This is a genomic window from Gorillibacterium massiliense (assembly GCF_000455485.1).
Lineage (GTDB): Bacteria > Bacillota > Bacilli > Paenibacillales > NBRC-103111 > Gorillibacterium > Gorillibacterium massiliense.
The window spans coordinates 14,180-29,739 of record NZ_CBQR020000169.1 but is presented as its reverse complement, the minus strand read 5'-3'; the positions used below and the strand labels follow the sequence as shown (position 1 = coordinate 29,739).

Genomic DNA, 15,560 nt, shown 5'->3' with positions numbered 1-15,560 from the left:
ACGGAGATCGCATCCATCAATAACCGGATTTTCCGCACACTCGGGTCGCCGATGCTACTGCCGAAGCACCATCACTGCGACATCTATCCTCAAGCGGGAAAACGCATGCTGATGACGCTGGATCATTTAAGCGAGCAGCGTACCGACTTAATTTCCGTCCGCTGCTCGGTGTCCGATAAAATGGTGAAATTTGCCCGCTTCCGCCCGTTCCCTTTCTGGACCCGGGTGCAAAAAGCTTTCATCGGATTGGATTTGAACTGAGCATTCCTACCAAAAAAAGCGACCGCTTCGGCCGAAAAGCCGGAGAGCGGTCGCTTTTTCGCTGCTGCATTAACCTAGTACAACTTCAACCGTATTGCTATCTTTCATCAGATCAAAGGGAATGAGATTTCCGGGGACAGCGGTTCCGTTGACTGTCAGCTTCGCCACTCCGGAAGAGACGGCGTTGGGATTTTTCACCTGAATCTCGAAAGATTTGCCCTGGAAGCTGCGATTGACTTGGAAACCATCCCAAGCTGTCGGGATGCAAGGATCGATGACAAGCCCATCGTAATCCGCACGCACGCCTAAAATGTATTGAGAAACCGAGACGAATGCCCAAGAGGCCGTTCCCGTCAGCCAGGAATTGCGTGCCCGGCCGAAATGATAAGGGTGCTCGCTGCCCGTTATGAACTGAGAATAGACATAAGGCTCCATCGTGTATAGATCAGCGTCGTCATTTTTCGCCGCAGGGAGGAAGGAGCGATAAAACTCAAAAGCCCGATCGCCTCGACCCAGCATCGCCTCCGCGATAACCGCCCATGTGTTGGAATGGCAGAAGATGCCCGCGTTTTCTTTTAACCCCGGAGGAAAAGTCGTAATGGCACCGATTTCGGCATCATGCTCTCGGTAGGCGGGATAATTTTTGTTGATGCCGTGCTCCGTCGCCAACAGCTCCTTCAGGCTGTCCATGGCCCGCAGGGCTTTGTCCCGGTCGGCTGCGCCGGAAACGGCAGACCAGGTTTGAGCATTGATGAAAATATGGCACTGCTCGCTTTCCTTTCCTCCCAGCTTCTTGCCGCTGTCCAGATACCCACGCAGGAACCAGTCGCCGTCCCAAGCGTATTGATCCAGGTTCATCCGGATCACCCGGCTGTATTCGGAATAGTGCTCCACATCCGCCTTGCGTCCGAGACGTTCCGCCAGAGCGATAAACTCCTGCAACCCCCGGTAGTAGAGGAACGTACTCCAAATGCTTTCTCCCTTGCCCTTGAGATTGATGCAGTCATTCCAATCGGCAGCGAGACCTAGAAGCAGGCCGTGCGGCCCTCTTTTCTCCCAGGAGAATTCCAAAGCCTGCGCCATATGGGTGTAAACCGCCGCCTCGCCAGCATCCGCATAGGGAATGACGGTACGAAGAAAGGTAAAGTCGCCCGTTTCTTTCAAATAAGCGGGAATCGACAAGAGCAGCCACAGATGGTCATCGGAGAAAATGTGCGCCTCTTGCGGAATATTGTGCGGACCCTGAGTCCAGGTAAGCGGCTGCAGTCCGTGCATCGCGGCGCCGGAGGATAACTGGCCTTTGAGCAGGTCGATGAGCTTCTCCCGGACTTGATCGGGGATGGCATGTACCACGCCGAGAATATCCTGGTTGGTGTCACGGTAGCCGAGGCCGTCACGGCCGCCAGCTTCATTAAAGGAAGCCGAACGGGACCAATTGAAGGTCATATGGCATTGATACTGGTTCCAGATATTCACCATCGTATTGACTTCGTCAGATGGAGTATCGCAACCGATCTTCTCCATTCGGCTTGCCCAATACCGCTGTACCTTTGCAAATTCCTCCTCCACCTTCGCACGGTCGGAGTACAGCTCTTTGTATTCGCGGCCAGTGGTTTTGGCATCGCCGACTCCAACAATGTACAAGGCGTATGCTTTTTCGCCGGGTGCGAGGGTGATCTTGTTTTGCACGGAAGCACAGGGATTGCCACCGATGGCGATGGAGTTGGAGCAAGCGCCATTCTCCAAAGCAATGGGCTGACCCTCATGGCGGTAGCGGCCGATGAACGCTTCCCGATCCGTGTCAAAACTGGCGACAGGCAGCGTTGAGGCAAGATATGCCTTCGGCTCGTTCATGGGCCACAGGCGAAGGGAATAGTCGATGATATCCTGTTCATAATCCATCCGGCACGTATAGAGGATGTATTGAAAATTGCTCAAATCCTGGTTCATATCCCAAAAGCACCACTCCGCATAGGTAAAGAGGGACAGCTCTTTCGTCTCGTTAGTGGTGTTTTCAATTTCCAGTTCCCAAAATTCCAACGGCTTGTCTACCGGAACGAAAAGACGGTAGTTGGAACGGATTCCTTTGTATTCACTTTCAAAAATCGTATAGCCCATACCATGGCGGCAAACGCTTTTGTACTGGTCAAGAGGCTTGCCGACCGGCTGCCAAGAGGCGGACCAATAATCACCGTCTGCTTCGTCGCGTATATAGAGATATCTTCCGGGCCGGTCCGTCGGTACGCTGTTGAAGCGGAACCGCAGCATCCGTCCGGATTTCGGCGATTTGTGAAAACCGTAGCCGCTGGCATTGTTGGAGACGATGCCGCAATACTCGTCCGTTCCCAAGTAATTCACCCAGGACATCGGCGTGTTCGGATTGTCGATGCGGTATTCTTTCTTCTCGTTATCAAAAGATCCGTAACGCACAGGAAACTCACACTCCTATTATTCAGTTATTAATACAGATGCGATTATTCATGCTGTGTCGTCTGACCAATACATTCGTGGCGTTATCCGGGATATCCTGCTATTTTTCCCCCGTTAAATTGGTGTGAAAATCCATAAAAAACTAGTGTTTTTGGTTATAACGCGAATGAAATTAATAAAAAAGAACGATGGAAAGGCAGCTTTGTGAGCTGTATCGTTCCATCGTTCCCGTTCAATTTTGCTTAGGTTGCCGATTCCAGTAATTTCCTTGAGGCGCTTGCTTGTTGACGTTGTTGCCTTGCCCTTGGCGCGATTGCTGCTTCGGCGAATGGCCGTTTTGCTGATGGCTGCGGTTGTCACGGTTATCGCGATTATCCCGCGGCTCGCGATTTTCCCGCGGCTCGCGGTTGTCGCGTGCTTCCCGGCTCTCGCGGTTTTCCCGGTGCTCACGGTTATCACGGATGTCCACAACAGCGCCCTGGCGATCCCGGTCTTTACGTCCGTTTTTGTGCGGGTGATGGCTCTTATCCGCTCCCCCGCGCTCAAAAGGCCGGCCGCCCCGCTCGGCGTTATTGCGGCCGCCGCGGTCGTTACGCTGCGGCCGTTCTTTACGTTCGCCGCCTCGTTCAGGATTGCGGTCGTTCCGCTCCTGCCGGTCGCGGTTGCCGCCGCCATTGCTTCGCTCAGCGAAGTTGGGATCGCCGCCGCCCCGTTCGCCACGGTCCCGGCCGCCATTGCCTTTGCCGTCGCCGCCATCCCGGGAGCGTTCCCCTTTGCGCTCATTGCGCTCGCCGCCGTCGTTGCGGCCCCGCTCCTGATTTTTGCGGCGCTCGACAGCTTCCGCGGCCTCCGCCGCTTTCTCCTTACTGATAGCAGCAGCGGCTGCAGCTGCCGCAGCCCGGGTCCTGTCCGACTCGGCATACAGTTCAGCCAGTTCTTTCTCTTTCTCCGCGCTTTCCCCGATCTTTTCCAAAATAAAATAGGCACAGCCAAAATTACAGTATTCGTTAATATAATCTTCCAGTCCGCTAATGGACGTTTCCTTGGTTGTCCGCGGGTTGGCTTCTTTATAAAAGCCTCTCAGCCGCAGCTGATTGTAACCCCAATCGCCGACGATATAATCGTAGCGGTCCAGCACTTCACTGTAGCGGCTGCGGTAGGCCTCCAGGTTCCATGCGGTTTTATGTTCCTTAATAAGCTGATAAACGTTGCCCCCAACATGAATCATCCTGCACACACCTTCCTTATTTGCGAGCCGCCCGATCATCCACTGCCAAGACCGGCTCATCCGCGCCGCCGGATTCTATCCCCAGCGTCCAAATTCTCCCCGTATTATACCATGAAACGATGGTTTTTCCACTTTATCGCCATTCTTGACCCGGGAAGCTATCTGGCAAGAGCTAGGGTTAAGAAGTATACTCGTACATAGGACTTCAACATATTACCTGGTAAGGAGAGAACGTGCATGATATCGATACGCGACGCAGCGGCGACTGACGTCCCGGCAATTCTAGACATTTACAATGAGGCTGTAGCCACCAGCACCGCCACCTTCGATCTGGAGCCCCAGACGCTGGAAGCCCGTATGGAGTGGTTCTCCCATTACGGAGAGCGTTATCCCTTAATCGTTGCGGAGCTCGACGGTCAAGTCGCCGGATACTGCAGCCTTTCTCAATTCCGGACAAAACCGGCGTACAACGCTACCGTGGAATTGTCCATCTATCTCGGCGAAAAATACCACGGCCAAGGAATCGGTACACAGCTCATGAACGAAATCATCAAGCGCAGCAAAGCCATGGGCTTTCATACCATCGTCGCCTGTATTACTGTCGGCAATGACGGCAGCGTACGCTTCCACGAACGTTTCGGTTTTGAGCTCGTGGCTACTTTCAAAGAAGTCGGCTACAAGTTCAACCGCTGGCTCGACGTGTACTTTTTTCAACTCATGCTGGATGAAAACCCGGGGGAATGAACCATGACAACAGCTGTCGCAACCGCGGACAAGGACCGACTGCTGGGCGATATTTTACGAAAAATGGGACGGGTACTCGTTGCCTTTAGCGGAGGAGTGGACAGCACCTTCCTGTTGAAAAGAGCGCAGCAAGAGCTGGGCGATCAAGTCGTTGCCGTCATCGCCGCATCGGAGACCTTTCCCAGCCGTGAATTCGATGCCGCGGTGCGGTTGGCGGAATCGATGAACTTCCGCCTCGTCCAAACGGAAATCAAGGAATTCGACAATCCCGCCTTCGTCGCCAATAACCCGGACCGCTGCTATCATTGCAAAACCGGGCTTTTTTCGCATTTGCAAGCCATGGCCCAGGAACTGGGCTACCCCTTCGTATTGGACGGAACCAACAAGGACGATCTGGGAGACTACCGCCCAGGGCTGCAGGCAAAAAACGAGCAGCATGTGCGCAGCGCTCTTTTGGAAGCAGGGTTGACCAAAGAGGAGATCCGCGGCCTGTCCAAAGAATTAGGGCTTCCCACTTGGGACAAGCCCTCTTTTGCCTGTTTGTCCTCGCGCATTCCCTACGGCAGCAAAATCGAGCGATGGAAGATCGATCAGTTGGATGTCGGGGAGGCTTTTTTACATAATCTCGGATTCTATCAAGTGAGAGTGCGGCATCACGACAAGCTGGCGCGGATCGAAGTGCTGCCGGAAGAGCTAAGCAAAGTGCTGGAGCACCGGGAAGAGATCTACGAACGTTTCCGCACCTTGGGCTTTGCTTACGTTACCCTGGATCTTCAAGGGTACCGGACAGGCAGCATGAATGAAGTGCTGAGCGGGAAAGGAGCCTCCTATGGAGCTTGAAAACGTACTGGAAGCCGTAAAAGCCGGCGATTTGACCGTTGAAGAAGCGGCTGCCCGGTTGCGCGGGGAACGGGAAACAAGTGGGATTACACCCCAGGACGCGGCTGTGGCGGATCTCGGCTTCGCCCAACTGGATTTGGAACGGGAAAAGCGTACCGGCTTCCCGGAGGTTATTTTCGGAGAAGGGAAGACGACCGAACAGCTCATCCTGATTTTCGGTAGGCTGATGCAGCACGCCGACCGAGTGTTGGCTACCCGTGTCGACGCCGATAAAGCAGAAGGACTGTTGGCTGCCGTGAAGGATGCCACTTATCATCCGGTTGCAAGAGCGGTCACATGGTTCCGCAAACCGATTCTGCAGGTGCATGACGGCTATATCGCCGTCGTCGCTGCCGGCACCTCCGATATGCCGGTTGCCGAAGAAGCGGCTATCACCGCCGAATGCATGGGTAACCATGTTGAGCGGGTATTCGATGTCGGCGTCGCCGGCATCCACCGGCTGTTCCGGCGGCTTGACGTTATCCGCGGCGCCAGCGTCATCGTCGTGGTTGCCGGCATGGAGGGGGCGCTGACCAGCGTCGTTGGTGGCCTGGTTTCGAAGCCGGTGATCGCGGTGCCCACCAGCATTGGTTATGGCGCCAGCTTTCACGGCATAGCCGCTCTTCTCTCCATGCTCAACTCTTGCGCGCCAGGTGTCACGGTGGTCAACATCGATAACGGCTTTGGAGCAGGTTATGCCGCCGGGATCATCAACCGAAACAGGGGAGTGACGGAACGTTGAAAATCATCTATCTGGACTGTTTTTCGGGCATAAGCGGGGATATGACCCTTGCCGCACTGGTTGATGCCGGAGCTGACAGGGATTACATTGAAAATGAATTGAAAAGGCTTACCGTTGAACCCTTCCGCTTGCAGTGGAGCCGCGTCATCAAAACGGGGATATCCGCTCTCAAAATGGATGTACGGATCGATCCGGAAACGGAACCTCACCATCACCGCCATTATGGGGATATTGCCGATATGATCCGGCAAGCCGGCTTCAACGAACGGGTGACGGAAATCAGCCTTGCCATTTTCCTTCGAATCGCCGTAGCTGAGGCCAAAATCCATGGCGTACCCTTGGAGAGCGTCCATTTCCACGAGGTAGGAGCCATCGATTCCATTGTGGACATCATTGGCGTCGCTCTGGCCCTTGATTCCTTGCAAGCAGAAAAAATCTACTGTTCGGCGATTCCCCTAGGTTCTGGCACCGTACGTTGCGATCACGGCATTTATCCGGTTCCGGCACCTGCGACGCTGGAAATCATGAAGGGTTTGCCCGTCGCGGCATCCCGTCACGCCGTAGAAATGACGACGCCTACCGGAGCCGGAATTGCCGCCGGCGTGGTAGCGGAATTCACCTCAGGCATGCCGCCCATGGTAGTGGAAGCCGTCGGCTATGGCGCCGGCACCCGCAATCTTCCTGACCAGCCTAACGTGCTGCGGGTCATCGTCGGACAGAGCCGGCAATCAGCGGGTGATCACGCTACTACTCATGAGCATTCGCATGGCCATTCCCATGGCCATTCCCATGGACACTCGCACGAGCACTCGAACGAGCACTCGCATACGCACGTTCTGCCGAAGTCCATCAAGAAAGGCGCACCCCGCCTCACGGTACAGAGCGTTCAAACCCTATAGTCCAGGTCGATCGCCGCTCAAATCAAAAAAGCCGTATCTCGCCAGTGGCGAGGTACGGCTTTCATTATCGGATTTTACAGCTTCACCCGCTGCAGTCGCAAAGCGTTCAGCACAACAGAGACAGAGCTGAAGGCCATTGCGGCTCCTGCCAGCCAGGGTGCCAGCAAGCCGGCGGCGGCAATGGGGATGCCAAGAGAGTTATAGGCCAAAGCCCAAAACAAATTCTGCTTGATATTCGTCATCGTCTTCCGGCTCATGCGAATGGCGTCGGCAATGCCAGTCAGGTCGCCTCGCATCAATGTTACGTCCGCCGCCTCAATGGCAACGTCGGTGCCCGTTCCGATGGCGATGCCGATATCCGCCGTTGCCAGGGCGGGGGCGTCGTTGATGCCGTCGCCAACCATCGCCACCTTGCGGCCAGCCTTCTGCAGCTTTTTCACTTCCGCTGCCTTATCTTCTGGCAGAACCTCAGCCAGCACCTGATCGATGCCGATCTCCCGGCCGATAGCCTCTGCCGTACGGCGATTGTCGCCGGTAACCATCACGACCCGGATGCCCATTTCCTTCAATCGGGCAACCGCCGAGGCGGATGTCGGCTTAACCGTATCGGCGACAGCAATCATCCCGGCGTACTGGCCGTCGATTGCTGCCAGCATGGCGGTTTTGCCTTCCGACTCCAACTTCTCCATCTGCTTTTCCGCCGCTGCATAGGAGATCGAATATTTTTCCAAAAGACGGCGGGTGCCGACCAGAATCTCCTTGCCTTCCAGAGCAGCGTGAATGCCGTAACCCGGTATCGCCTCAAAGCCCTCAGTCGGCTGCAGCTCCAATCCCCGATTGACGGCGCCTTCCACAATGGCCTCCGCCAAAGGGTGCTCCGAGCTTTTTTCCGCAGCCGCCGTGTAACGCAGTAAATCCTCTTCCTGCCAACCGTCCGCCGCAAAGACATCCGTCAGCTCGGGCTTGCCTCTCGTGATCGTCCCAGTTTTGTCGAGAACAACCGTGTCGACGCGGTGTGTCGTTTCCAGATGCTCTCCGCCTTTAAACAAAATCCCCGCTTCAGCCGCTCGCCCGGAACCTGCCATTATCGAGGTGGGGGTAGCGAGACCAAGGGCGCAAGGGCAGGCAATCACCAGCACGGCAATGGCTTTTTCCAATGAATCGGCAAAGTGGCCGCCCCCTGCAAAGAACCAAAGCAAGAATACGACAACCGCCAAGCCGACTACTACAGGCACAAAAATACCGGAGATTCGGTCAGCGATACGCTGGATCGGAGCCTTCGAGCCTTGAGCTTCTTCCACGATCCGGATGATTTGCGCGAGAGCGGTTTCCTTGCCTACCTTGGTTGCTTTCACCCGCAAAGTGCCATGCTTATTCACCGTTGCGCCGATTACAGAGTCTCCAGCCGTCTTCTCTACCGGAATGCTCTCCCCGGTAAGCATCGACTCATCCACTGACGATTGACCGGCCTCCACAATACCGTCTACCGGAATTTTCTCCCCTGGCTTCACGATGACAATGTCATGAACCGCTACCTCTTCCACCGGAACAGTCAGCTCCTGACCGTCCCGCACGATAAGAGCGGTTTTCGCCTGCAAGCTCATGAGCGTTTTGATCGCTTCCGAGGTGCGGCCTTTCGCCAAAGCCTCGAACCATTTTCCCAGAATGATAAGAGTGATCAGAATCGCGCTGGTTTCAAAATACAGTTCCGGCGCATGATGCCCGCCATTTTGCGCCCAGTCCGCCGTAAGATACACGCTGTAAAAGTAAGCCGCCGAGGTACCGAGGACCACCAGAACGTCCATATTGGCGCTTCCGTTCCTCAACGCTTTATAAGCCCCCACATAAAACGGATAGCCGATAATAAACTGTACGGGAGTCGCCAAAATCAGCTGCATCCACGGGTTCATAAGGAGATCCGGAACGGGAATAAAGGACGTCCAGGAAAAATGCCCGGCCATTGCCCAGAGCAAGGGCAAGGACAGCAAAGCTGAAAGGATAAACCTCAGCCTCTGCCGATTCATCTCCTGCCGCCGCAGATCGGCGCCATCCTTCTTCTCTTCCTTAAGTATGGCTCCATAACCGAGCTGCTCTACCTTGCGAATCAAGTCATGCGGAGTAATACCGTCTGTAAACTCGATTTTCGCCGTCTCCAAAGCCAAATTCACATTGGCCGATGCTACGCCTTCCATCCGATTCAAGCCTTTTTCAATCCGGCTGGCGCAGGCGGCACAGGTCATGCCTGTTATTTGCAATGTGGTCTCTTGGGCCGTTGTTTCTCCTTCAACCATGATCTTTCACCCTTTTCCACGTATGATTATGATAAAAAGATATCCTCTTCTTTCTTTATACTATACCCCCCTACCCTATGTCAACCGATGTTAATGCCCTTTATGGCTTCGATTCATTTTCTTTAGCCGGCCGATTTTGATTTACCTTTCCACGCTGCCCTTCTCCTTAATCTTGAAAAGACTCCTCGGCGTTCTCCAGCCGCATAAAACCCGCTCTCGCCTGCTCGTACACTTTTTTCAGCGGCACCCCGCTTGCCTTGGCCAATTCCTCGCAATCGCGAAATTCCGGAGCGAACTGGACAAGCCGTCCGCGATGGTAGCCCGCTTTTACCTTTACTATGCCCCATGGCGTCTCCACTTCCCGGAAATCCCGGCCCAGCCGGTGGCAGGAAGCATGCATATAGCGCAGCCCTAACGTCGTCGTCTCGGAAAAAATAATCTCCTCCATCGCGCCTAACTTTTCTTCATCCGTAAGCACGTTCAGCATGAGCCCCGGACGGCCTTTTTTCATCAGAATCGGGATCCACCAAACGTCGTTGGCTCCCGCCTCCAATAACTTGTCCGTAATATAACCGGTGTGCTCCGGGTTCATGTCGTCCAAATTGGCTTGAATCACCAGCATGTCATCATCCCGATGCTCGTCTCTATGATTGAAATCCAAAAGTTCCACGCTCCATATTCAAGTTCACCTCTAAATCATACCAAAGGTGAAGCAGGAAGAAAACGACAGGGGCTCTGACTGTTTTTTCGGCTGACGGAGTATATTTACCCCTGACTGAACAACCTACCCATAATGGATTGAAATCTGTTCAAAGGAGCGGGGTGGGGAACAGCATGAGCATACACAAACGGCGAACCCGGTTGATCCTTGCAATAGTCGCCGCCTTACTGGTTAGCATGGCTGGAAAATTACCCGGCATTCCCGGAATATTAGGAGAAGTCAAAGCGGAGCCCGCCAAGACGGAACCGGTAGAGGATATTTATAAGAACCGCATGGAGCTCCTGCAGCGAATCAGCCAATTGACAGCCATCCCCTGGTATGAGCTGGCAGCCGTCGATCAATACGACCGGACCTTACGCAAAAAAAGCGACACGCCCGCACCGGCACCGCTTGTCGGTTTACGCTATACAGACCCGGAATGGGCTGGCCTGGTCAACCCGGATGCAGGTGATACTAACCCGCTGTCCATCCTTGTCTTTGACGGAAAAGGGAGAGACGGCAACGGCAACGGTACGGCGAACCGCAGTGAGGATGAGGATTTATTGCGCACGTTTATGGAAGAAACCCTTAAGCATGGCGAGGGGATCGAAGGCTGGCATAAAGAACTGGCCAAACGTTATGAAAACCCGCGGGCGCTGGAGCGGATCGCTCAGTTTTCCGCGATTTATCTTAAATTCGGTCGGCTTGACTTGAACCGTTATGCTTTTCCATTGCCCATCAGCTCCAGTTATTCGTACCGGAGCACATGGGGAGACCGCAGGGGTTGGGGCGGACGCCGCATCCATGAAGGAACGGATCTTTTTGCCGGCTATGGCGTCCCCGTTCGAAGCACCTGCTACGGAATCATCGAGCAAAAAGGGTGGAACCCCTTTGGAGGTTGGCGGATCGGCATCCGGGACCTCAACAACCGTTACCACTATTACGCGCACTTGTCCGGATATGCAAAAGGCTTGCAGCAAGGAGATATCGTCGAGCCGGGTCAAACCTTGGGCTGGGTGGGCAGTTCCGGCTACGGGAAGCCAGGAACCTCGGGGAAATTCCCGCCCCATTTACATTTTGGCCTTTACAAAGACAATGGCCACAAAGACTGGGCATATGATCCCTATCCGTCTCTCAAAAGATGGGAACGGGAAGACCGAAAAAGACTAAACCATAAGGATTGAGCCCCTCTCGTTGCACGCTCTAACTCCCGCCTGCAGGAAGGGAAGATTCTCCGGTTCCGGTTCCAGATCCGGAAAGAGGAAAAGTGGAATGGACGCCGGTGCTTCCGCTCTCCTGCTGCTGCAAATTGGGCAAGCTGATGCTGGGCGGCAGAGGGTTAGAGTTTCCAATAGGATTGCCTTTATTGTCCAAATAGTACATCGGGGTATCCCCAACCACCAGCACATAAGAGATGGGTAGCTCAGTCTCCACGATTTCCGGAGCGGAATCAAAAGGGATAATGATGCTTACTTCCGCAATGATTCGAATGTATACCTCAACAAGGATCATGTTGATCCCGGCATTTTGATAACGGGTGCTAAGCTCCACTTGGGCTGCGCCTTGAGGCACCAAACGAATGGGAATATCCGGCCCGAAAGAAGCAAGGATGGGGCTTTTCAGCGCCTGGCCAATAGGGATGTGCTCCGGCATCCGCTTCATTCCATTCAGCAGCGATTGCACCCGCTTGATGGTATTGGCGGTAATCCGCATATGTTCGGAGTAGTTCAGCATAAAACCGGTTACTTTGCCATTGTTGTCCGTTTTCCAATCGATCAGCCGGTCCACGTCGCCCAATTCACCGATTCCATCTGTGATGGCCGTATTAATGGATTGGGTAGCCAGTTGTTTTAACCGGACTTTGGCCAGACTCATCATCGGCGGGGCCAGATGCTTATCTAAAAAGATATACGACTGCAAGGTAAACAAAAAGAAAATAACAAGCGTAAACCAGACCATGCGCTTGCGCCTGCTCCCCCGAGGGGAGCGGCTTCTCCACCTGCGCCTGTACATGTAGACCCCTCTTTCTATCGGCGTATACTAACACCTTATGCGCAGGATCGTCCGATCAGTCCCCTCCCCGTTTCCCGGCATGAACAGAGCAAAACAAAAGGCAGGGCTTATTGAAGTGACCCCATAATGTTAGACAGTATCCGCTAGGCGACCTGTTGGGCATGGGCTCGGTATTGTACCGGACTCATGCCTTTTAGTTTTGCCTTGATGCGTTTGTGATTGTAGTAATCGATATATTTAGCTAGTTCTTGTTTAAAGTGCTCGATACTTTCAAATTTTCTTAGGTACAAGAACTCCGATTTCATGATACCAAAGAAGTTTTCCATTACTGCATTATCGTAACAATTCCCTTTACGAGACATGCTTTGGGTTATTCCTAATCTTCTTAAAGCATGCTGATAGGGTTTCATTTGATAATGCCATCCCTGATCAGAATGCAGAAGCATTTCACCATCCCCAGACAACCGTTCAAATGCTTGTTCTAACATCGCCGATACAAGAGAATACGTTGGCCTAGTTCCTATAGTGTACGTAATAATTTCCCCGTTAAATAAATCGAGTATGGGTGAAACATAGAGCTTCTCGCCGAACAGTTTGAATTCTGTAATATCCGTTACCCACTTCTCGTTTGGTTTCTCCGCTTTAAAATTGCGATTGAGTACGTTGGGGGCAATGTGACCCACGGTCCCTTTGTACGATTGGTATTTCTTCATGCGAACCATTGATTTCAAGTTTAATTCTTTCATAATACGCTGTACTCTTTTGTGATTGACGTGATGTCCCCGATTTAACAATTCATCACGAATTCGACGGTAACCATAACGACCCTCATGCTCATCATATATGGATTGAATTAGGTTTCTTAGCTCGCTATCGGGATGGGGGTTACCTAATTTCTTCAACCAATAATAGTACGTACTGCGCGGAATATCAGCAATCTGTAATACGGCCACCACCGGAAAGTCAAACCTTAATTCATGGACTACTAGTACTTTGTCTTGCTTGGTGATTATCCCTTGTTTTGAATTAAGGTATTCAACTTTTTTAGGTATGCATTTTCCATTCGCAAACGTTCTACTTCGGCTTTTAAGGCTTCAACCGAGCCTTCCACTGGTTTTTGCTTGTTCGTTATTTTGGCGTTGTTTTTGGCCATTAAGGGGCGCCCCTTTTTCTTTGCAATAAGAGCGTCGATTCCATTCTTGCTGAACTGGCTACGCCACTTTCGAATGATCCCAGGTGAAGGGATATTAAAAATAACAGCAGCTTCATTTGGAGTCGTCCCATGCTCGTTCATATGTTGAAGTACGTCTAGTTTATATGGAACGGTGTAGGCTGTATAGCTCTTTTCAAAAGCCTTCTCACCGTGATATTCGAATTGTTTAATCCACATTCGTACAACTTCATGATTAACCCCTAATGATTTTGCAATGGATCCCACTCCTTCAGCACCTGCTTGATGTCTCCGAATGGCATCCATTTTTTTCTCCATATTAAATTTCGTCATAAAAAAACTACACCTCCAATGTTAGTTGTGTCTAACAATTGGGGTGCAGTTCATATGAGCCCTGCCTTTACATGATTTGCTGCATTATTTCTCTACGTTCCCCCACAGCTCACCGGCCCAAGTGTAGAAACAGAACCAGCCTGTGCCGACCCATTCCTTACTGACTGCCGCTGTCGTTTCAGGCCCCAAAGTGGTCACCACCGGCGTCGTATCATCCGGTGATTTATACAAGTTCGTTTTCACATCAGCTTTCGTGGTGGCATTTTTCCATACTTCCACGATGGGGTGGTTGGGTTTAATCCAAACCATATTGTCCTTTACCTTGATCCGGTACCAGCCGTCATCGCGGGCTTCGTACTGCTCCACATCGGATGCTGGAACGGATTGGTTAAGCGAAGCCGTCAAATCCGGCGAAGAATATAGGGGCGTTTTCTCCGTCAACGTCAGTTTCAACGGGAAACCGTCGCCTCTATTGGGCAGGCTGGCGATATAAGCATCCGATTCCTTAAACGATGCCATCACTTTATCGTAGGTGTCGGCGTAGACGTCTTTTTGTCCCTCCACCTTGATGTCCGTTTCCACGTTCAACGCCGTTTCGTCCTTCGGGTTGTACAAGATGCCGTTCTCCACAAAGGTACCCGGTTCGGCAAATGCTCCCCGTACCCCTACTGGATGCTCTTGGCCAGTAAACAGATCATAGCCGAACAGATGGGCTTCCGATGAAGGAATGCTTAAGCCCAAAACGTGCAAAAGTGTCGGCAGCATGTCCATATGACCGCCCGTCACCGTTTTTTTCTCCGGCTTCAGACTGCTGTCATGAATGAGGAAGGGAACGCCCAGCGCATCTGCCTGATTGTAATCTCGGCCAAGGAAATCCTTGAGGGCCGCGGAGATTTTATCGTCCAGCATTCCAAGTTGAATGCCGGTATGGTCTCCGTAAATGGCCAATATCGTATTGTCCCAAAGCCCTGCCTCCTTCAACTGGTCGATGAAGCGGCCCAGGGCGGCATCCGCGTAATGGGTGGCTTGCAAATAGTTCCCCGCCATATTGCCTTCATACAGTTCCGGCAGCTCCAGAAGCTGAAACTTTTTCGGTTCGGTAAAAGGATAATGGCTGGTCATGCTGACCATATGAGCGTAAAATGGCTGTTTCTTATCCTGATATTCCTTCAAAACGTCAAGGCCTTTTCCATACAATTCGTCATCGGACGCGCCGAAGGCGACATAATCATTCGTGCCAAAAAACTCCTTATCCAAATACCGGTCAAAACCTAAAGCCGAGTAGAGGTTCTTCCGGTTAAAGAACATCGCGTTGTTCGTATGCATCGTAACGGTTGAGTAGCCGCTTCCTTTGAGCATGCGGGGCAAGGAAGGGTATTCGCTGTCGGCTCCGTCCGCCGAAACTGTCCGGTAGGGCTCAAAAGGAAACAGTGAGGTGTTCAGCATAAACTCGGCATCGGAGGTGTTTCCCGCTCCATTTTGCAAATAGAAATGGGGGAAATAGACGGACTCTTCGATAAGCTTGTTCAAGTTCGGTGTAATTTCCTGGCCGTTGATGGACTTGCCGAGGACGAAGGATTGGTAGGATTCAAGCTGGATGACGATCAAATTCTTCTGCTCGCCTTGTACCCCCTTGATCACATCCGTCACCTGCTGCTGTCCGCCGCTGGAACTGGCGTTCGGGGCGGCCGTATGATCCGCAGTATTGGAACGGGCCGGCCAAAAATAAGTAACAGTGGCAATTACCAATACAATCGCCGCAATGATTCCGATCGTGCGCTTCACGTGTGTTGTCGCTCCTCGTACCTTCAGTATATGGGAATCCGCTGCAATCAGCTTTCCATTCCCCTTGTCGTTTCACACATGCTA

The 15,560-nt window shown here is 52.6% G+C and carries 12 protein-coding genes and 1 pseudogene; 6 read left to right on the top strand and 7 right to left on the bottom strand.

Annotated features, from left to right (window positions below):
- A pseudogene (ppnK, locus tag TJ79_RS27635) lies at positions 1 to 261 on the top strand (NAD kinase); the annotation flags it as partial.
- Positions 262 to 330: 69 nt separating this feature from the next.
- Here the strand turns inward: ppnK and TJ79_RS24035 are convergent.
- Together TJ79_RS24035 and TJ79_RS26970 are read right to left on the bottom strand one after the other, a co-directional pair.
- On the bottom strand, positions 331 to 2,691 hold the full coding sequence (locus TJ79_RS24035) for a glycoside hydrolase family 94 protein (protein ID WP_040952878.1): 2,361 nt from the start codon (positions 2,689 to 2,691) through the stop codon (positions 331 to 333).
- Between the two features lie 232 nt (positions 2,692 to 2,923).
- Positions 2,924 to 3,919 carry a YutD family protein gene (locus tag TJ79_RS26970; protein WP_081757130.1) on the bottom strand — a complete coding sequence of 332 codons (996 nt, stop codon included), beginning with the start codon at positions 3,917 to 3,919 and terminating at the stop codon, positions 2,924 to 2,926.
- A gap of 237 nt (positions 3,920 to 4,156) precedes the next feature.
- On the opposite strand from TJ79_RS26970, the gene TJ79_RS24025 reads away from it, so the two are divergent.
- Genes TJ79_RS24025 through larC form a run of 4 tightly spaced genes read left to right on the top strand, consistent with a single transcriptional unit; the run spans position 4,157 to position 7,183 of the window.
- Positions 4,157 to 4,663 (top strand): GNAT family N-acetyltransferase, encoded by a 507-nt coding sequence (locus TJ79_RS24025; RefSeq protein ID WP_040952877.1) that lies wholly within the window; start codon positions 4,157 to 4,159, stop codon positions 4,661 to 4,663.
- A 3-nt stretch (positions 4,664 to 4,666) separates the two neighbouring features.
- Positions 4,667 to 5,503 (top strand): ATP-dependent sacrificial sulfur transferase LarE, encoded by an 837-nt coding sequence (gene larE, locus TJ79_RS24020; RefSeq protein WP_052339945.1) that lies wholly within the window; start codon positions 4,667 to 4,669, stop codon positions 5,501 to 5,503.
- Complete coding sequence (larB, locus tag TJ79_RS24015) at positions 5,493 to 6,284, top strand: nickel pincer cofactor biosynthesis protein LarB (protein WP_040952876.1); 792 nt, start codon at positions 5,493 to 5,495, stop codon at positions 6,282 to 6,284. Before larE ends, larB begins: the two co-directional genes overlap by 11 nt.
- Positions 6,281 to 7,183 carry a nickel pincer cofactor biosynthesis protein LarC gene (larC, locus tag TJ79_RS24010; RefSeq protein WP_081757129.1) on the top strand — a complete coding sequence of 301 codons (903 nt, stop codon included), beginning with the start codon at positions 6,281 to 6,283 and terminating at the stop codon, positions 7,181 to 7,183. The genes larB and larC overlap by 4 nt, the downstream gene beginning before the upstream one ends.
- 74 nt (positions 7,184 to 7,257) lie before the next feature.
- Here larC and TJ79_RS24005 read toward each other — a convergent pair whose 3' ends face one another.
- Positions 7,258 to 9,474: a heavy metal translocating P-type ATPase gene (locus TJ79_RS24005; RefSeq protein ID WP_040952875.1), complete on the bottom strand. Its 2,217-nt coding sequence runs from the start codon at positions 9,472 to 9,474 to the stop codon at positions 7,258 to 7,260.
- A gap of 166 nt (positions 9,475 to 9,640) precedes the next feature.
- Entirely contained in the window at positions 9,641 to 10,135 is a 495-nt protein-coding gene (larC2, locus tag TJ79_RS24000; RefSeq protein ID WP_040952874.1) for a nickel pincer cofactor biosynthesis protein LarC2, read from the bottom strand.
- Between the two features lie 173 nt (positions 10,136 to 10,308).
- Between larC2 and TJ79_RS23995 the strand changes: the two genes are divergently transcribed.
- Positions 10,309 to 11,358 carry a M23 family metallopeptidase gene (locus TJ79_RS23995; protein WP_040952873.1) on the top strand — a complete coding sequence of 350 codons (1,050 nt, stop codon included), beginning with the start codon at positions 10,309 to 10,311 and terminating at the stop codon, positions 11,356 to 11,358.
- A 19-nt stretch (positions 11,359 to 11,377) separates the two neighbouring features.
- Here the strand turns inward: TJ79_RS23995 and yunB are convergent, their stop codons facing one another.
- The 3 genes from yunB to TJ79_RS23975 form a co-directional block, all read right to left on the bottom strand.
- Positions 11,378 to 12,133 carry a sporulation protein YunB gene (gene yunB / locus TJ79_RS23990; RefSeq protein WP_238323130.1) on the bottom strand — a complete coding sequence of 252 codons (756 nt, stop codon included), beginning with the start codon at positions 12,131 to 12,133 and terminating at the stop codon, positions 11,378 to 11,380.
- Between the two features lie 197 nt (positions 12,134 to 12,330).
- A protein-coding gene (locus TJ79_RS26965; RefSeq protein WP_155988020.1) for an IS3 family transposase occupies positions 12,331 to 13,691 on the bottom strand; the annotation gives its coding sequence in 2 pieces (ribosomal slippage) (positions 12,331 to 13,235 and positions 13,235 to 13,691; 1,362 coding nt in all).
- An 84-nt stretch (positions 13,692 to 13,775) separates the two neighbouring features.
- On the bottom strand, positions 13,776 to 15,476 hold the full coding sequence (locus TJ79_RS23975; RefSeq protein ID WP_052339940.1) for an LTA synthase family protein: 1,701 nt from the start codon (positions 15,474 to 15,476) through the stop codon (positions 13,776 to 13,778).
- Between the last annotated feature and the right edge of the window lie 84 nt (positions 15,477 to 15,560).

Excerpts from the sequence above, each read along its gene's own strand:
- TJ79_RS26970 (WP_081757130.1), bottom strand. The coding sequence starts at position 3,919 with ATGATTCATGTTGGGGGCAACGTTTATCAGCTTATTAAGGAACATAAA.
- TJ79_RS24025 (WP_040952877.1), top strand. The coding sequence starts at position 4,157 with ATGATATCGATACGCGACGCAGCGGCGACTGACGTCCCGGCAATTCTA.
- larE (WP_052339945.1), top strand. The coding sequence starts at position 4,667 with ATGACAACAGCTGTCGCAACCGCGGACAAGGACCGACTGCTGGGCGAT.
- larB (WP_040952876.1), top strand. The coding sequence starts at position 5,493 with ATGGAGCTTGAAAACGTACTGGAAGCCGTAAAAGCCGGCGATTTGACC.
- TJ79_RS24005 (WP_040952875.1), bottom strand. The coding sequence starts at position 9,474 with ATGGTTGAAGGAGAAACAACGGCCCAAGAGACCACATTGCAAATAACA.
- TJ79_RS23995 (WP_040952873.1), top strand. The coding sequence starts at position 10,309 with ATGAGCATACACAAACGGCGAACCCGGTTGATCCTTGCAATAGTCGCC.
- yunB (WP_238323130.1), bottom strand. The coding sequence starts at position 12,133 with ATGGTCTGGTTTACGCTTGTTATTTTCTTTTTGTTTACCTTGCAGTCG.